The organism is Adhaeretor mobilis, assembly GCF_007741515.1.
GTDB lineage: Bacteria > Planctomycetota > Planctomycetia > Pirellulales > Lacipirellulaceae > Adhaeretor > Adhaeretor mobilis.
The window spans coordinates 2605444-2622644 of the sequence record NZ_CP036263.1 but is presented as its reverse complement, the minus strand read 5'-3'; the positions used below and the strand labels follow the sequence as shown (position 1 = coordinate 2622644).

The 17201-nt window shown below is 53.2% G+C and carries 13 protein-coding genes, 1 tRNA gene and 2 pseudogenes; 6 read left to right on the top strand and 10 right to left on the bottom strand.

All coding sequences use genetic code 11. The features are described 5' to 3' along the window. The first annotated feature begins 35 nt into the window (after positions 1 to 35). Both HG15A2_RS10320 and HG15A2_RS10315 read left to right on the top strand, forming a co-directional pair. Positions 36 to 1985 carry a metallophosphoesterase gene (locus tag HG15A2_RS10320; RefSeq protein WP_145060150.1) on the top strand — a complete coding sequence of 650 codons (1950 nt, stop codon included), beginning with the start codon at positions 36 to 38 and terminating at the stop codon, positions 1983 to 1985. Positions 1986 to 2234: 249 nt separating this feature from the next. Then, positions 2235 to 2308 (top strand) — tRNA-Lys (locus tag HG15A2_RS10315). Positions 2309 to 2575: 267 nt separating this feature from the next. On the opposite strand, the gene HG15A2_RS10310 is transcribed toward HG15A2_RS10315, so the two are convergent. The 3 genes from HG15A2_RS10310 to HG15A2_RS10300 all read right to left on the bottom strand — a co-directional run bounded on the left by HG15A2_RS10310 (position 2576) and on the right by HG15A2_RS10300 (position 5047). After that, positions 2576 to 3676, bottom strand: a complete 1101-nt coding sequence (locus HG15A2_RS10310; RefSeq protein WP_145060148.1) for a PEP-CTERM sorting domain-containing protein — start codon at positions 3674 to 3676, stop codon at positions 2576 to 2578. A 74-nt stretch (positions 3677 to 3750) separates the two neighbouring features. Continuing rightward, the gene (locus HG15A2_RS10305; RefSeq protein WP_145060147.1) at positions 3751 to 3936 is read right to left on the bottom strand and encodes a hypothetical protein; all 186 of its coding nucleotides are present in this window, start codon (positions 3934 to 3936) and stop codon (positions 3751 to 3753) included. A 61-nt stretch (positions 3937 to 3997) separates the two neighbouring features. Beyond that, entirely contained in the window at positions 3998 to 5047 is a 1050-nt protein-coding gene (locus tag HG15A2_RS10300) for a class I SAM-dependent methyltransferase (RefSeq protein ID WP_145060146.1), read from the bottom strand. Positions 5048 to 5371: 324 nt separating this feature from the next. Between HG15A2_RS10300 and egtB the strand changes: the two genes are divergently transcribed. From egtB to egtD, 3 genes are all read left to right on the top strand, one after another. After that, the gene (gene egtB, locus HG15A2_RS10295; protein ID WP_246117932.1) at positions 5372 to 6649 is read left to right on the top strand and encodes an ergothioneine biosynthesis protein EgtB; all 1278 of its coding nucleotides are present in this window, start codon (positions 5372 to 5374) and stop codon (positions 6647 to 6649) included. Positions 6650 to 6772: 123 nt separating this feature from the next. After that, a complete protein-coding gene (locus HG15A2_RS10290) occupies positions 6773 to 7093 on the top strand; it encodes a DUF427 domain-containing protein (RefSeq protein WP_145060144.1) in 321 nt (106 codons plus the stop codon). Positions 7094 to 7164: 71 nt separating this feature from the next. After that, a complete protein-coding gene (gene egtD, locus HG15A2_RS10285; protein WP_246117931.1) occupies positions 7165 to 8127 on the top strand; it encodes an L-histidine N(alpha)-methyltransferase in 963 nt (320 codons plus the stop codon). A gap of 299 nt (positions 8128 to 8426) precedes the next feature. On the opposite strand, the pseudogene HG15A2_RS10280 reads toward egtD, so the two are convergent. The 7 genes and pseudogenes from HG15A2_RS10280 to HG15A2_RS10255 form a co-directional block, all read right to left on the bottom strand. After that, a pseudogene (locus HG15A2_RS10280) lies at positions 8427 to 9625 on the bottom strand (IS3 family transposase). A gap of 200 nt (positions 9626 to 9825) precedes the next feature. Beyond that, on the bottom strand, positions 9826 to 10638 hold the full coding sequence (locus tag HG15A2_RS10275; RefSeq protein ID WP_218932470.1) for a PEP-CTERM sorting domain-containing protein: 813 nt from the start codon (positions 10636 to 10638) through the stop codon (positions 9826 to 9828). Positions 10639 to 10807: 169 nt separating this feature from the next. Then, positions 10808 to 11380 (bottom strand): annotated as a pseudogene (locus tag HG15A2_RS10270) (IS630 family transposase); the annotation flags it as partial. A gap of 244 nt (positions 11381 to 11624) precedes the next feature. Continuing rightward, positions 11625 to 11747, bottom strand: a complete 123-nt coding sequence (locus HG15A2_RS24800) for a hypothetical protein (RefSeq protein ID WP_261342161.1) — start codon at positions 11745 to 11747, stop codon at positions 11625 to 11627. Positions 11748 to 11823: 76 nt separating this feature from the next. After that, positions 11824 to 12774: an IS5 family transposase gene (locus HG15A2_RS10265; protein ID WP_145060141.1), complete on the bottom strand. Its 951-nt coding sequence runs from the start codon at positions 12772 to 12774 to the stop codon at positions 11824 to 11826. Positions 12775 to 13053: 279 nt separating this feature from the next. After that, entirely contained in the window at positions 13054 to 14565 is a 1512-nt protein-coding gene (locus HG15A2_RS10260; protein ID WP_145060139.1) for an exo-alpha-sialidase, read from the bottom strand. A 64-nt stretch (positions 14566 to 14629) separates the two neighbouring features. Next, positions 14630 to 15706 (bottom strand): GntR family transcriptional regulator, encoded by a 1077-nt coding sequence (locus HG15A2_RS10255; protein ID WP_145060138.1) that lies wholly within the window; start codon positions 15704 to 15706, stop codon positions 14630 to 14632. 404 nt (positions 15707 to 16110) lie between these two features. Here HG15A2_RS10255 and HG15A2_RS10250 point away from each other — a divergent pair, with 404 nt between their 5' ends. Continuing rightward, the gene (locus tag HG15A2_RS10250) at positions 16111 to 17136 is read left to right on the top strand and encodes a dihydrodipicolinate synthase family protein (protein ID WP_145060137.1); all 1026 of its coding nucleotides are present in this window, start codon (positions 16111 to 16113) and stop codon (positions 17134 to 17136) included. Positions 17137 to 17201: the final 65 nt, after the last annotated feature.

The window sequence follows — 17201 nt, the reverse complement described above, 5'->3', positions numbered from 1 at the left end:
CTAATCCCACGAAGTTTCCCAGACGGCCATTTTCCATGTGCTTTGCATTTCTCAAGATTTTCTCGCCGCCCCTACTTGCTAGCGTTTGCTTCCTGGCAGTATGCCAACAGGCTCACTGCCATCCCGAGGAGGGATCGCTAGTTGAATCAATCGACGGTGCGAAGGTACCTACCGGCATCCTTCTCCCCAACATAGAAGGGCCTCAGCCTTGGTCGGACAAGCCGGTACTGAACGACCCCCTGCGGTTTCAGATCGCCATCATGACCGACCGCACAGGAGGACACCGACCGGGAGTTTGGATGGATGCAGTTCGCAAGCTCAACCAACTGCGACCTGAGTTCGTCATGTCCGTGGGCGATCTTATCGAGGGGTATCACAAAGTTCACAGACGGGCTGATCAGGAATGGAAAGAATTCCTCGGTTTCATCGATCAACTCGACATGAAGTTCTTCTTCGTGGCGGGCAACCATGATGTAACCAACGAAGTGCTGCATAAGAAGTGGCGAGAGCACTTTGGGCCGACTTACTATTCGTTCGACTATAAGCAGGTTCACTTCGTTTGTCTGTGCAGCGAGGAACCAGTGGACCGTATGAGCGAGGAGCAAATCGCCTGGCTCAGCAAGGACTTGGAAGCGCACGGGGACGCTCGTTGGACGCTGGTTTTCATTCACAAGCCGCTATGGACTTACGCGGAACGCGACCTGGCTGCCGGTAAGCCGGACCGCACGAACTGGAAAAAGGCTGAGCAGCTATTGGTAGATAGGCCACACACCGTCTTTGCTGGTCACGTGCATCATTACGTACAGTATCAACGGAACGAACAGGAGTACTACGCGCTCGCCACAACCGGCGGTGGATCGCAACTACGCGGCAACCAAGCCGGCGAGTTCGATCACGTCATGTGGCTGACCATGGAAAAGAGCGGGCCGCAGTTGGTAAACCTACGCCTCGACGGAATTTTGCCTGCAAATGTGGTCACGGAGCAGGGCTCGAAGAGGTTCAACAAGTTCCTCTCAAAAACATCGGTTGAAGTCGCTCCCATTCTGCTGGACGAAGACTCTACCGAGCAGTTCTCATCAGGCGAAGTCGCGATCCGTCTCACCAATGGATTCACCGAACCGATTTCTCTCTCTGGAATTATCGAAGGCCTACCCCTGCGTGGACTGACCGTCGATCCTGGAACTTTCGATCTAGAGGCTCAACCAGGCAAGACATCCGAGTTAAAGGTGCGAGTCGCTTTCTCAGATCCGATTGAATACGAAAGCCTCTTTCGCACGTCACTCGTGGCCCAAATTCACACTGCGGGCGACTCCAAAACTAGCAGGAAACTCAAAAGCGAACGGATCATTCCCGTGGTGATCGACCGCCGATTCGAATTCCCTAAGATCGCGAAGCTACCTGAAATTGATGGCAAGATTCAGAACTGGCCGGAGAGCAGCAACGCTACGTCAGAGAAACCTTTGATCATTGGCAACGCTCTTAGCTGGCAAGGTCCCGGGGATGGTTCCGCAAAGTTCTTTGCCCGCTATGTGCCTGAAGGTGAGCAGGTTTACATTGGGGTTCGAGTCGTCGACGATCGTGTCATCTCAAGCGCCGATCGCGTGGAACTGCTCATCGATCCGCGGCCTTTGAGTGTTCGTACGACGACGCCTCAATATGCTCGCAGCGGGCTCACAATCAGTGCGTACGCTCCCAACGAGGCAGGCGAAACAAAGATCGATGCGCGTCGCTTTCGCAACAACCGCATCTATGGCAACGTGCAGGCGAAATCCAAGCTCACCGACGACGGCTACGATCTCGAATTCGCCGTACCTGTGAAGATGCTGAAAGAGGTCCAAGGACGCAATTGGCACAGTCTGCAAGGGACCGTCGTGATCCACGACGCCGATGAGACTGACGAAAAACCAGCAGAGATCATCTGGCGTGGTACCCCGCGGGTGCGGGAAATCAGCACCGGCTTCGGGCACTTCGTTCGCGAGAAGTAGCATCTCTGCAAGTGGCGGTTACTGTCGCAGGGCGTCGAATCAGGGGACCGACCACTACCCCTTTGTGTTTCTCTTGAATTCGGCTCTCAGGCCCTTCATTCTGGGTGGAAAGTGCGTAGAATGCCTCGCTTCACTTCGTCACTTTGTCGTTCTGACCGAACCTCACGGGCTGGTTGATTGCCCTTGAGGTTAGCGGTCATGACTCTGGTGAACCCCTGTCATGGGCATTGTGACGATTAGGAAAAATGAGGGCCGGTAGCTCAGTTGGTTAGAGCAACGGACTTTTAATCCGTAGGTCGAGCGTTCGAATCGCTCCCGGCTCATTCGATTTCAGCCCTGCTTTGCAGGGCTTTTTTCGTTTCTGGACTTTGCCACTAAAGCGATTCAGAGATGCGTTGCTTACCACTGGATTGGTATGCTGGTTGCTTGAATCAGGCAGTGTCAGCAGGACCGTTCGTAGGCAGAAGGTTTATGTCCTTAAGAATTGACCAATTCACGATGGTTCAGGAATCGCAGTTCGAACTGAAGCAACTCGTGAATAGCGTTTGAAAAGTGCTGCCTCTTGGTGAGCCAAGCGTGAGCCCAATTTGCTATGCCCGTCGCCTGCTCTGAAAGACGGCCATCGCTAGGGAAAGCAAGCCCAAGGCCAGTGTGGTCGGTTCTGGAACCACCGAGGGGTCCATCCCGCCGTAGAGGTAGGTTTGGCCGTCGGTCTCGAAGAGCAAATAGAAACGACCATCGATGGTGTCGGCGTCGATTAATCGAGAGTTGACCATCGGTGGCAAATCGGGGAACACCTCTAGCAGCGGCTGCAGTACCAAGGGGTTTTCAGGAGTTGCTTCGAGCAGTGGTGACCAGGATACTCCGTGTCGGTTGAAAAAACTGTTGCCGAAGACTAGGTCTGTGCCGGTAACTACCCAACTGGTTTGAAAAACTGCTGGTTCGTTGAAATCGATTGACGTAATAAACCGCGACCAAGTCCCATTGTTGGTGTAGACCACCGGGGTGTTATTCAAGTCGGTGGCAAAGCCATTGCCGTCATCACGATCTCTAAGCGACAAGGGGTTATCAAAAGGAAAACCAATCAGGTCACCGCTAGCGTCCCATAAGTAGGATTCCGTGCCTATACTTCCTATTATGTCAGCGCCTCCGGCCATAATACCATTGGGAGTTACTTCACCAATTCCAGGGTTTTCGCCCAGAGCGTCTAAATATACGGGGAATGGCTCTGAGCTGCCGTCGGGGAAATAGCGGACTGTATGACTTCCATTGTATCCCAGAGAAACAAGCGACGGCAACACCCCGCCAATGACAGCACCACCCAACCACGTCGTGACTGGCGTGGCTGGCTGATCTATCCGATACAGGGCCGCTGCATCTGAAAAGGCGCGAAAATTGGCGGCATAGTAGACATCTCCATCATCTGCCAGAATCGGGCGACGCAAGAAAAAGGGTGTCCCCAGTGTCGAGTGTGTCGGATCGACGGCACTGACGTTCCCGAAAGTATCGACCACGGTGATGCCGGTTGGGCGACCAAGGTAGGCGCTGTCACCAAGGATATCGATTTGCTGGTAGTCAGGCCCAGCAGGGCCAACCAGTGTGAGACCCAACGGTGGCAGCGCACTGGCGGCTGTCGTGATTGCGAACGCAACTACTATGGACAAAACACGGGCTACTTGGAGTATCTTCATGTCAGGCTTTCTAGAGGACTTACCAAATGCTGGTTGCGAAATCAATCGTATGCCAAAGTAGTCGCGGGAAAATGCTAGACGAGCGTGACTTGTACTGCCGCTACGGTAGCTGCGTAGTTGGTCAGGCTGGTCAGATCCATATCTAGTGTACCATCAGCCGAGACTTGGACCACAAAGTTGCTTATCGTGGCAGTGTGAATGGTCCATACCTCTGGATTCAACGGTAGTAGGTTCCGAGGAAATACCCCGGCGGTCGCCATTCGCCGGGGCCCTTACCCTTGCTCAATAAATTCTCCTTGGTGTCAATCCAGCGAAGGCTTCTCAAACGCGAGCTTCAAGCACTAGGTTAAATGGGGTTTCTGCAATGCGGCTGAGACTGGTAAATCCTGCTCCTTCTACGACCACCTCCCTGAGACGCTCTTCACCTGCCTGGGCACCCAGTGCAGCACCAGTCTCCTGAGCCAAGGACGTTGGAATGCACACCATTGTTGATGCGTTGTAGTAGAGTCGACTCACGGGGTTTAGATTTTCCGAAAGCGAGTTCCCTGCCATGGGCTCTACGATCATGCAGGCCCCGCCCTTGTTTAGGGACTGGCGAATGTGCTTCATGCCGCCGATCGGATCGCCCATGTCATGCAGGCAGTCAAAGGTGGTCACAAGATCATATGTTCCGGGCAACTCCTTCGCTAAGCAAACTTCGAATTTCAAATTGTCCAGGTTGTGTGTCTTTGCGTGCTTACGGGCTTCGCAAACAGATCCTCCATGGAAGTCCAAACCGATGAACTCTGAATTTGGGAACGCTTGTGCCATGAGTGCTGTTGTTATGCCGTGGCCACAGCCAACGTCAGCAACACGAGCACCGTTCTCGAGCTTTTCAGTCATCCCCTTGATTGAGGGCAACCATGCCTGAACCAAATGATTTTGGTAACCAGGGCGAAAGAATCTTGCGACGGCACACGAGAGACATTCGGTCTGGTCCCCCCACGACACACCCTTGCCGGTCTTAAACGCCTCACGTACTTGTGGCTCGTTTCTTTGAAAGGCGGCCGCTGCACCGAATGCCGGAGCTAGATAGAACGGGCTGTTTCTATCTGCTAGGATGTAAGCTTGCTCTGGACTCATCGAGAAAGCCTCAGTCTCGGCATCGTAGGAGATATAGTTGGATGTGACTTGAGCACAGAGCCACTCCCGCAAATAGCGTTCGTCCAGCCCTGTCGAGCTAGCTAGCGATCTCGCTGTGCTGGGTCCAGCCTGATCAAGCGCCTCGTAGATTCCAAGCTTCTCGCCGATCTGTACTAACGGCACACTGAAAGCGCCACCTAAGTCGTTGAGAAACCGGCCAATTAAAGTGTTCAATTTACTCTCATCCATCTTTAAATCCCTTTGTCTTGGGGTGTGCTCGAACCATGAAATGGGTCTTGCCAGAGGACTCTTCAATGGGCTAAGCGTGCTACTCTCTTCAGCGTTACACAAGAAAAGCAGATTATCTCACAGAGCCGATAATCGCCTTTAGGTGTAGTCTTGAATAGCATCTCTCGACCTGCGTCAGCCCCGTAGTTGGCTAGCGAACGTGTTTTGAGAATAATCGCTTGAAACAAGACGGCGGCTAAGCCGCAAGCGGTGAGAATCACAACCGACTTCACTTCTGAGCATGCTGATTTCACTTCTAGGCAGTAAATGCCTACAATGCTCGCTATGGCTGCTACCTCTTCTACTCCCGCGGGCATGAAAACGCCCGATCAGGCTGATTCCCTAGTCACACGCTATGCTGACGTGCGTGGTTGGTCGAAACGGCTTGTCGAGGGCCTCCAAACGGAAGATTTCCTGCTGCAGTCGATGCCTGACGCGAGCCCGGCCAAGTGGCATCTAGCCCACACGACATGGTTCTTCGAGACGTTTGTCCTGGCTAAGAACGATCCTGCCTACCAGCCAGTCAGTAAAGACTTCTCGTTCCTGTTCAACTCCTATTACAACGCAGTGGGCGAGCGACACCCGCGGGCCGAACGGGGCTTGCTTTCTCGCCCATCGATGGATGAGGTGTGGAATTACCGTCGAGAAACGGACGAGCGGATGGCTGCATTCTTGACGAGTGAACCTGCAACGGAATGGTTGAGCATTGTCGAGCTAGGTTTGCATCACGAACAGCAGCATCAAGAACTGTTGCTCACGGACATCAAGCATGCGTTCTCTAGGAATCTGCTCAAACCGGCACTCGTTACCGATCCGCTGGCGACCAAGAATATGAAGACCGTGGAAGCACGCTGGATTCCTTTCGACGAGAATGTCGTCGAGATCGGTCACGACGCTGACGGTAGCTTTTGTTTCGACAACGAACTACCCCGGCACCGGGTGTTTCTCGAGCCGTTCGAGATTGCCTCGCGATTGGTCACTTGTGGAGAATACTTGGAGTTCATTAATGACCGAGGATATGAACGTCCCGAGTTTTGGCTCTCAGAGGGATGGGATGCGGTGCAGGCAAATGATTGGGAGATGCCGCTTTACTGGCAAGAAACGGAAAATGCCTGGCACCATTTCACGCTGCACGGACGGCAGCCAATCGATCTAGCAAGCCCCGTTTGCCACGTAAATCTCTACGAAGCTGATGCCTACGCGCGCTGGAAAGGTTGCCGTTTGCCCACAGAGGCAGAGTGGGAACACGCAGCACAGATCGAACTCGAGAAAGAGACGGCTATACCGCAATGGCACCCTCAAGCCGCTCTCGACGATGAAGATCGCCAATGGATGGGTCACGTTTGGCAATGGACCGGCTCGCAATACACGCCCTACCCTGGTTATCGTGCGGCGGCGGGCGCTTTGGGGGAGTACAACGGCAAGTTCATGTGCAACCAGCACGTGCTACGTGGTAGTTCTTGTGCCACGCCAGCGTCTCATCGCCGACCGACTTATCGTAATTTCTTCCACGCAAGCAAACGCTGGCAGTTTACTGGAATACGCTTAGCACGGTCTTGTTAGAGTTCACATCTTGAACAAGAGGTAACAGAGAAAACAGAGCCCGTTGGGTTAGATTTCACGCAGATGAAACTCCGTTCACTTTGTTGCCTTCTGTAGTACAAATACCACAGGAAAGCAGAATCCATGGTACGTGCAATCTGGAATAAATCGGTCATAGCCGAGAGTGAAGATTCGATAGTTGTCGAGGGGAATCACTACTTCCCGCTCGAATCGGTCGATCAGACAAAATTGCAAGCGAGCGACACAACGACCGTCTGCGGCTGGAAAGGCACGGCCAACTACTACGACGTGGTCGTTGACGGCCAAACAAACGAGGGGGCTGCTTGGTACTACGCTCAACCGAAGGACGAGGCGGCCAACATCGCCGGGCGGATTGCCTTCTGGAAAGGCGTAGTCATCGAAGGAGGCGATTCCGCTTCCAACCTCAGTGGTGGCTCCTGTTAAGTCCCCCACTCGCCCATTCTCAAATTAAATCTACAGCCTGACTTCTCGGCGTCCCAACTTGAAAGCTTATCGTGTCTTCTAATTCTGCGATCCTCTCCCATCCCTTGGCAACGCATGAGGAGTTTCTTGTTGATGTTTTGGAAGGATTGTCACGCACTCCAAAGACACTACCCTGCAAATACTTTTACGACCAGAAGGGCTCGCAGCTATTTGATCGCATCTGCGAACTGCCAGAGTACTACCCGACACGCACCGAGGCTTCCATCCTGAATAAGTACGCGGCTGAAATCTCAGCGGCCATTGGCGAGGGAGCCACGCTCATTGAGTTCGGCAGCGGTAGTAGCACCAAGACCGTCCCGCTGCTGAAGGCCTCTCCCAATTTAGCGGCTTACGTACCTGTCGATATTTCAAGGTTGCACTTATTGGAAACAGCGGCCGCGTTGCGTACTCAGTTGCCGGAACTATCGATCGAACCAGTCGTTGCCGATTTCACGGCAGACGTAGAGATTCCCGAATCCCTTGCGAGCGAACATCAAACGGTGTTCTTTCCCGGCTCTACGATTGGCAACTTTCCCCCTAAAGAGGCAACCCAACTGCTCACTCGCATAGCGGAGTTGGTCGGCACGGGTGGCGGTTTGGTCATCGGCATTGATCTGGAGAAAGACCTCGGCGTTCTAGAGCCGGCGTACTACGATTCGCAAAACGTGACCGCGGCTTTTAATCTAAATTTGCTAAACCGCATCAATCGTGAACTGCAAGCGAATTTCTCAGTCGACCAGTTCGCACACATTGCATTTTATAACGACAAACTTCATCGCATCGAAATGCATCTACGGAGCTTGCAATCACAACAAGTGACGATCGCCGACGAGAGTTTCGACTTTGCCAAAGACGAGACCATCCACACAGAGAGCTCGCACAAATACACGGTCGAACGTTTCACCACGATGGCCGCATCCGCCGGTCTGCGACTTGAGAAAGTGTGGACCGACTCAAAAGAGTGGTTCGCCGTCTTGCACCTGCTTGCCGAGTAATTGAGAAAAGGAACTTGAGTAGTGAATAGACCGCGAGAGCTTTTTTCGCGGCACCAACCCGTAGAAGCGAGATACAATTAGAAGGATCCTCCTCTGTACTCTCTAAACTCCTGCACTTTTGCGACCTAGACCGCAAAGTAGGGGCGACAGGAGGTGAACTTGCACTCCGGTTATCGAAGTCGCCGATGGTGCGACTACCGTCGCTCTTCCGAGTGAACTGGCAACTGCCACCGGCAGAGACGTTCGCCGAGCCGCTTTGTCTCGAGGCGCTGACCTGCCCCCGAAACCTGTACCACAGGTTATGAGAGTACGGGTTGGGGTGTCTCTCCGCCCTGCTGGAGCGGAGGAGTTGGCTGAGGCGTAGCCGAAGCCAACTCCGGAGCGGAAGCAGGGCGGGCCGCGTACTCCGCCGGGGCGACGTACCCTAGCGAACTGTGCGGACGACGGTGGTTGTAATTCTCTTTCCAAGCGGCAGCCAGTTGCCTGGCCGACGCTAGGTTCTCTAGCTCTTCGATCGCGAAAAACTCATCGCGCACGCGACTGTGAAAGCTCTCCGCGTAACCATTCTGCCAGGGGCTACCTGGCGCGACATACAGTGTCTCTACCTCCAGCTTTGCAAGCCACTCCTGTACTCACTTCGCGATGAACTCAGGACCATTGTCGCTACGGATGTGGTTCGGCACACCACGTATCGCGAACAGCTCGGCCAGCGTGTCGAGGACATCCTCGCTAGTGATACTGCGGTCAATCTTCAAAGCGAGGCATTCTCGTGTGTACTCATCGACAATCGACAGGCACTTCAACGTGCTGCCGTTGGTCGTCCGATCAAAAATGAAATCCCAAGCCCACACGTCGTCCTGATGCTCAGAACGACGATGGCAGCAGCCATTCTCACTGACGCCCAAACGGCGTCGTTTTCGCTTTTTTTGAGGCACTTTCAAGCCCTCCTTTCGCCACAAGCGATAAACACGTTTGCGATTCACCTGCCAGCCTTCCGCTCGCAGTAGCGCCGTAATTCGGCGGTAGCCGTAACGGCAATGCTGGCCGACTAGCTCCAGCATTCGTTTGAGGAGTTGAGATTCATCATCACGCGGCTTCGCCGCGTAACGCTGGCTGCTACGCGGCTGATCGACCGTTGAACAAGCCCTGCGTTGGGAGACCTCGAACTTCTCTTGAAGTTCTGAGGCGGCCGCACGCTTCCGAGCAGGGCTTACCAGTTTCCCTCTGTCAGGTGCTTCAGCATCTTGATGTCGAGTTGCTGGTCAGCCACGATCTCTTTCAGACGCTTGTTCTCGTCTTCAAGCTGTTTCAGTCGCTTCGCTTCTTCGGCCTTCATACCGCCGTACTGCGCACGCCAGCGGTGGTAGGTCGCTTCGCTAATCTCCAAGGCTTGCAGCACCGCTGCCACGTCTTTGCCCGTGTTGAGCATCACGTCGGCGTCGCGTAGCTTCTTGACAATCTGCTCCGGCGAATGCCGCTTCTTGCGTTTCTGGGACATCTGGAGTCTCCTGGCCAAAATTGGCGGGTTAGACTCTCATAACACATGGACTAGGTTTTGGGGAGCAGGCCAACATCACCTGGCCAATCCCCGCATGTTCCTGTAATTCACTACGGGACAGAGGAGGGGCAATCCCCCCTCCCCCCTCCTGCAATGCCATCTAGAAACACATGCTATACAACTTACCTCTCATATGTTCGCTACGAACTCCGACGACCAAGCAACGACAAACCGCCAAGCGCCAAGAGAACAAGAGAGGCTGGCTCTGGAATCACCGTCCCATCTACGGCGAAGACGCCGTAATAGCCGTTGTTGCCGCCGCTATCTGCGGCAACACCAGGGCCGAAAGTGATGGTGTCCACGAGGCGACCTTCATCGACATCAAACGTTTGCTTGAAGATATTCCGCTTACTGCTTGCTTCAACAGTCATCGTCGATCCTGTGTATCTGTTGATTTTACCTAAGACTGCGGTGCCATTTCCGCCACTGCCAAAGTCGGCGGTGTCCCAGACAAATACGTCGTCAGCCCCCGTCGTATAATTCACGGTGAACGACGCGTCCTGCCCACTACTCCCCCACGAAGACCAAAAAAACAAGGGAGTCAGATCATCGTAAGCAGCATTTGCGATATCGACGGTGGCAGTTGTCCCTGCGCCGCCGTAAGAACTACTCGGCAGCCCCCTGGCAATCATGTTGTTGGCATTGCCACCAAGACCATCACTGTAAGGCCCTAGGGCGAATGTGTGGGTTCCGTCCGAAAGTGAAAGACTATCGGGAAAACCCCTGTTGTCGGGGGCGCCGGTAGTTTGGCTGTCCACAAGGCTCTGGCTGGCGAAAAGCGAGTTTGAACTACCTGCCCCCTGGCCATCTTCGGTGGTACTGGTTGCGATGAAATCGACATTAAAAGCACTACTGATGTCTACCGCCGCTGCGGACGCTGAAGCGACAGTGAAAACCGTCCCAAGAACTGCCAGAACAATTACTGACTTGCCAAAAAGACTCGACCGATACATGAGCATTCCTCCTAAGAAAAGTTAAATTCCCGCCCGAACAACATAAATTTCTTGGCGAACTGTAAGATTTATTGTATATCCGATCGTAACTTCTGCAAATGGTTTTTTGGGGAATATCTGTAATTTGTCGATTTGATTGGCTTTGCTGAGCAACTAGTCTCGTCGACGTTTAATTGTAGCGGTACCCACAATGTCGGAGGTAACTTCGGCATTCGTGTTCGGTGAACAAATCGAGAACTCTTCCACAGAGTTCGGTTAGTTTCTCGACGGTTCGCCGGGCCCCATCGCGTAAGAGTTTTTTGAACTTACTAAACGCCAATTCGATGGGATTGAGATCTGGCGAGTAGGGTGGCAAGTACCGCACTTCTGCTCCCACGGCTGCGATCGCCTCGACGACTCCCTTCACCTTGTGACTGGAGAGATTGTCCATCACTACCACGTCCCCTTGCTTCAACGTGGGAACCAGATGTTGTTCTACCCAGGCCAAGAAGACACGGCCGTTGATTGCCCCTTCGACACATAAAGGTGCGACAAAACCGATAGAACGCATTGCTCCCAAGAACGTGTTCGTTTGCCAACGACCATTTGGTACATACTGCACTAAACGCGTTCCCCGCAGACTGCGGCCATAAGTACACGTCATATTCGTCTTGGCCCAGGTCTCATCAAGGAAAACCACTTTATCTGGGACAATAGTTAGTTGCTCGGCCACCCATTGACGGCGGGCTTCTACGACGTCTTCCCGCTTCTGCTCTGCGGCGAGGAGCGTCTTTTTTTCGCGTACGCTTCAATGCCCGACATGCGCGGCTAAGCGTTATATCAGAGACTTCCCAGTCTAGTTCGTCCTCAGCAGCGGCTACCAATTCACGCAAATAGATATCCGGCTGTGTATCTAACTTGGCGAGAATCCAATCCGCATAAGGCTCCCAACTCTTCTGACGCCTGCGGGTAGTCGCTGGGGCTAACTTCCCTTGTTCACGCCGCTCCTAGTTGATCCGACGTACCCAAGATTCGGATACATCGAAGCGTAATGCCACTTCACGGGTACCACCACCCGCATCACAAGCGGCCAAGACTTCACGGCGAAATTCCTTTGAATAAGCTAACATCGGTTTACCTCCTGCTACTGGTAAACCTAGATTAACTAACTTGCCTAGAGCGCGCTAGAGCTATTCGAAGGACGCACTAATTCCATAAAAATGCGGGCATTCCCAGGGTAACGAAGAGGTTGAGTATTTTGCACCTAAACGCCGTTTCGGTGATTTGGTTTGGTAGCGATCGTTTATTGAGTTTCCCACCAAACGTGTTTTTCATGCGGAACATGGCGGTTTCTGCCAGGCTGCGGCGATGATAACCGACGTCCTGCTTCCACTCTTTTCTCCCCAACAGGCGAATGTCGCGAATCGCTTCGTCGCGGGGTAAAGGCTTTTCATTGGAGTTGCCATGCTGCTTGATTTTAGCATTCTTGCGTGGTGGAATAACCGCTTCGATTTCTTGCTCTGCCAGCGAATCATGTACTTTCCACTGGTCGCAAGCGCCATCGCCATAAAAAGTGCCGACGTCCGATTCGATTTGCTCCAACAACGGTCCGACTTGATCGCCATCGTGGACACGGTTTTCAGTCAGCGATTGAGCGGCGATCATATGCGTGTCTGGATCGACTGCTAGAAGGAGCTTTCGCCAAGTACGCCGCCCATCGGCACCGTGCTTTTTGACTTTCCACTCGCCCTCGCCGTAAACCTTCAGGCCAGTGCTGTCGACTACCAGATCAATCGAACTTTCAGGCCGAGCAACTTCGATCGTGATGCCCAGCTTAGCGGCTCGTTTTTGCAGACTCGTATGATGAGGGATGGCTACGTCCACATCCATCAGTTTCACTAACGCTCGGCCGAAACCTTCGGTCTGGCGATAGGGAAGGCGAAACAATTCGCGTAACATTAGCAGCGTTTCAATCGCCAAATCACTGTTAACAAACGGATGACCGGCACGCACTTCGACGTTATCATGCTCCCACTGGTCGATTACGTCTTCGTCGAACCACACCGTGATATCACCGCGAGAAACCAGAGATCTGTTGTAGGCTCGCCAATTGCTAAGCTTGTAACACGGCTTGAGAGAAGAAGCTACCTTACATATGCTCCGTCAGAGTGAGAAAAGTGAAATCCGTTCTCTATCTCTACGGAGAATGTCGCTAGTTTGTTCGGCAAGACCGATTTGATTAGCAACTTGTGTTTCTACAGATAGTTTCAGAACTAGATGCGTCATGGCGTTGGACTGAATCGATTTCTGCAAGAGACGGGATTAACAACTCCCTAGGAGTCGCGTGCTCGCCTTACGAGAGCTGTGTCGACGCGCCGCCTACCCACGGCCCTGGAAACGGCAGGATGGCAGTTCAACCTGACGAGCAAGCAGCACTCATCGCTCACGCCCGTTCATCCCTGGCCTTCGCCGCCGGTAACGCTGAAACACCGGGGCGAGTCCTGCGATAGTTACCAACACAGCCGACGAGGGCTCGGGAACCTGAAATAGAGCGTTCAAGCCCACGAGGGAGAGCCCCGCATCGATGAAGGCCTCTCGCATCAAGAACACATCAGCCAGGTCGTTTTTGCCATCGAAATTGAGGTCGCCGTTTGTGTAGCTCTCATAGTTGCCATCGTAAACGACATCAGTGACGGGGGTCCACACACTGACGAAATACGGCAGGTCGGCCGTGTCCAGTACACCGTCTTGGTTGACATCCCCTTGAATCGTTGACCAGTCGGGCGTTGCCAGATCCGTGTAGTCCATGTAGGCGAACAAGATTTCGTCGTACAGCGATGCACCGGCTTCAAATAACACGCCGAATTCATTTTGGTTGATCTTGACTAAGTCAGAATACGCCGAGGGGCCCGAGTGGACTAAGGTTTCCTGTGTCCAGGTGAGCGTCTCACTATGGCTTGTATGAATCGTCAAATCGACTCGATTATCGAAGTCGCCGGGAGAGGAATACAGGATGATATTCTCGCTATCACCTTGGTCAGTAGCACGAAAACGCATGGCCGAGTTTTGGACGCCCGGCGTAGATATCCTGTCCTCCTTGAGATGCTTACCGATGTAGGTCAGGCCGCCGTCTTCGCTGTAGTTGTAACTCCGATTACCGAGGCTGGGGACGTGGCCATCACGGGCATTGAAGTAAACCCGACCATCTACCAACTCGACTGCAACATTTTCGTTGGGCGCTACAATGCTGGTTGCGTTGTCATAGGTTGCTACGGCACCCAACTGCCAGGTCGCTCCATGATCGTCGCTATAGAGCACTTGGGTTCCACGGGTGTCCACACCGTCTCCCCGATGGTCGCCAGGGACAATTAACCGTCCTGCATCTGGTCCACGCTCCAATTGAATACCATGGACAGGCCCTGTTGCGTACCAACCCCAGCCCGAGTCTTTCACTGACGAGGTGATGCTGGTTGCAGTTGCCCAGGTAGCCCCATTATCATCGCTATAGGTAGTGAAAACCTGGTCGTTCTCCAACGTAAACGGCATCCAAATCCTGCCGGGATTGACCGGGTCGAGTAGGTCGACGACTGGAGATTGATTACCAACCGTAATATTTTGGGCTCCGGGAGGGAGATAGGATGTAAAGTCGGAGTTATCCATCACCACTTGCAGGGCACCCCAGGTAGCTCCAGAGTTGACAGACCGCTTCACGACAATGTCGATATCACTAGCGTCGCCGCCAGCACGAGCTTCGGCAAAAGCTAAAAGATCTCCGTTTGCCGCTTTGACGATCGTTGGAATCCGATAGCGGAAATACCCCTCGGTACCCGATGTATAGACGGTTGTCTTAGTAATGGCCGCATGGCTACATCGCAACGGGCACGTAGCGAACGCCGCCACGATCAACAGGGGTGTAATGAGTCGACTTCGTGTGAATGCTTCTGGCATATTGCCCCTTTCTATTTTTGTGACATTCGTACTTCAAGAGCCCTTGGCCCACTAGCACGTGTTCCTATTCTTCCGCCGATACGTCTAACTCCACCGGAATAATCTCATCCCGAACCACTTCTCCACGCGCATGTCCTGCGAGCATTTTTGCGATATGCTTGCCCTGTTTTTCTAGCGAATAAGCCGGTCGAGGATAGATGTACTGCGGACGATGCCCGGCAAGGAGGTGATAGTCGCAAAGCACCAGATCGACGTCCTTGAAGGGCTCCAATTTCTGCTTTTCAAAAACGCTCATAGCGGCGTCCGCCAAACGTTGTGACCGACAAATAAAACCTGTTGGTGGATTCTTCGACTTCAACAAACGCGTTACTTCGGCTTCACAAACATTACTCGCTGTGGGCAAGAACCGCTCAGTCAGGTTATCTGCCAAGAACTGGCGGGCACCGAGCCTCTGGCGAATGGCGTCCATGGTGTTGTGATCCCCTGGAAGCGATTGCTGGCGGGAGAGAAAGGCCATTTGCTTGTGCCCTCTATCCAGCAAGTAATCCATCGCCAGCGAACCAACTGCCGACATATCACGGTCAATGCGAGTCAGCCGGGTAACGCCTGGGTAAACTCCGCCGTAGACGACACATGGCACGCCGCTATTGCTGACCAGCTGATGCACCTCATAGGGAGCTCGGACCAAGATAAAGCCGTCACGTGCCTTGGCGGTGAGTGACTGATCGATCAGATCGGCCACATAGCCCTCGGCGTTTTCTTTCGGAAGAAAGCTGATTTGCACATGGACACCGGGCAGCTCTTCCTGCATGCCAAGCATCACGAGATCGCTTCCGACGCCTTCGGTCACAAGATAGTTTTGGTGGACTAAAAAATGAACGCGACGCAGCGGAGGCATCGGGCCGTCTCCGGGCAAGTTGGCAACGAAGGCGCCGCGACGCTGCTGCCGCGTGATGATTTGTCTACGTTCAAGCAATTGCAAAGCACGATTGGCGACGCCATTGCCGACGCCCAGCATCTTCGACGCGGCCGCCGTCGTGAGATATCGATCGCCAGGCTTCAGTTCCCGCGATTCAATATCCGAGATGAGCTGCTCTGCCAAATCGATTACTTGCGGCGTTCTGGTCCTTGAGCCTGCCATAAGAAAGTCCCAATTAGTTAATTGACAAGGGTCGATCAGGCTTGCAATTCCTACCGACTTGAATTCCTGGCTGCGGAAGCAATCTTTCGCATGCTGCTTGCAAGCCTAATCGATCTGGTTATACTTGTCGATGTAATATTACTGCGTTTTGAGAATTTTCTCGACAAGCGGCGTGTAAGGCGGGGCCGCAAGTCGCTTTCAGCAAAGGGTTTTCAGCAAAGTTTTGATTGGCATAACCGTGGAGAGAACAGGTGCAGGAGCCTTGAGTTCCCCATTTTGGCGAGATAATAGATCCGCCAATTCAACCCAGTTCGGCGGAGCGGAGAAGGCGTTTTTCATACAAGGTTGGCAACCAAGGCTGGCAGCTGACCAACGCACTAAAGTAACGAAGAAAGGCTGATACCATGGACTATAAGTTGCGCGGACTCCTAGCGGCGACTTACACGCCGATGCACGCCAACGGATCCTTGAACTTGGCGGAAATCCCCAAGATGACGGATTACTTGAAGCAAAGCGGCGTGAGTGGAATCTATGTGTGCGGCAGCACTGGCGAGGGAATGTCGCTGACTTCCGACGAACGGCGAGCACTGACAGAAGCATTTGTCGCAAGTGCTAAGGGGCGGCTTAAGTCGGTGATCCATGTGGGGCATAACTCACTTTCCGAAGCCGCTGAATTAGCAGCACATTGCCAGCAAGTCGGAGCTGACGTTATCTCAGCAACGGCGCCTTCGTACTACAAGATAAATTCCGTCGAGATGTTAGTCGACTGCATGGCTCAAGTGGCCGCTGCAGCTCCTGAACTTCCCTTCTATTATTATCACATGCCGCTGCTAACCGGGGCGGTGCTCGATATGCGGCGGTTTCTTGAATTAGCGGATGAACGCATCCCCAACCTTGCCGGCATGAAATACACGGCTCCGATGGTTCATGAATTCCAAGCCTGCCAAGAGTTAATGGACGGTAGATTCAATATCGTGTGGGGAACCGACGAAATGCTGCTGAGCGCTCTGGCGGTTGGCGCTCAGAGTGCAATTGGCAGTACTTACAACATTGCCGCTCCGCTGAACCGTAAACTGATTAGCGCCTTTCAAGAAGGGAATTTAGACAGAGCGCGAGAGTTGCAATTGAAATCGATCCAGATGATCAATCTCCTCTTGAAGTACCCGTTTCACGCATCGATCAAGAGTATCCTCACTCGCTTCGGCATCAATTGTGGAGGCTGTCGACTGCCTCTGACTTCGCTTACTTCTGATCAAGAGAAACAACTCCATCAAGAGTTGGATAGCACTGGCATGAGTCAATGGCTTTTCGAGGTGACCTCCGTCAAGAGCTGCAATGGGGAGAAGCATTCCGGCCCCCATCCTGCGATTCCTCCTTCGCATCTCGGCCAGCTTGCCAAAAGCCAAGCTGAGATAACCGACCGAATGTAGTAGTAGCAGAAGCGATTCCCGACGAGAACTCTTTTGACGCAATCACGTAGCACGGTATTTCCATG

Coding starts and splice junctions, on each gene's coding strand:
- HG15A2_RS10320 (WP_145060150.1), top strand. CDS start 36: ATGTGCTTTGCATTTCTCAAGATTTTCTCGCCGCCCCTACTTGCTAGC.
- HG15A2_RS10310 (WP_145060148.1), bottom strand. CDS start 3,676: ATGAAGATACTCCAAGTAGCCCGTGTTTTGTCCATAGTAGTTGCGTTC.
- HG15A2_RS10305 (WP_145060147.1), bottom strand. CDS start 3,936: ATGGCGACCGCCGGGGTATTTCCTCGGAACCTACTACCGTTGAATCCA.
- HG15A2_RS10300 (WP_145060146.1), bottom strand. CDS start 5,047: ATGGATGAGAGTAAATTGAACACTTTAATTGGCCGGTTTCTCAACGAC.
- egtB (WP_246117932.1), top strand. CDS start 5,372: ATGGCTGCTACCTCTTCTACTCCCGCGGGCATGAAAACGCCCGATCAG.
- HG15A2_RS10290 (WP_145060144.1), top strand. CDS start 6,773: ATGGTACGTGCAATCTGGAATAAATCGGTCATAGCCGAGAGTGAAGAT.
- HG15A2_RS10275 (WP_218932470.1), bottom strand. CDS start 10,638: ATGTATCGGTCGAGTCTTTTTGGCAAGTCAGTAATTGTTCTGGCAGTT.
- HG15A2_RS24800 (WP_261342161.1), bottom strand. CDS start 11,747: ATGTTAGCTTATTCAAAGGAATTTCGCCGTGAAGTCTTGGCCGCTTGT.
- HG15A2_RS10260 (WP_145060139.1), bottom strand. CDS start 14,565: ATGCCAGAAGCATTCACACGAAGTCGACTCATTACACCCCTGTTGATC.
- HG15A2_RS10255 (WP_145060138.1), bottom strand. CDS start 15,706: ATGGCAGGCTCAAGGACCAGAACGCCGCAAGTAATCGATTTGGCAGAG.
- HG15A2_RS10250 (WP_145060137.1), top strand. CDS start 16,111: ATGGACTATAAGTTGCGCGGACTCCTAGCGGCGACTTACACGCCGATG.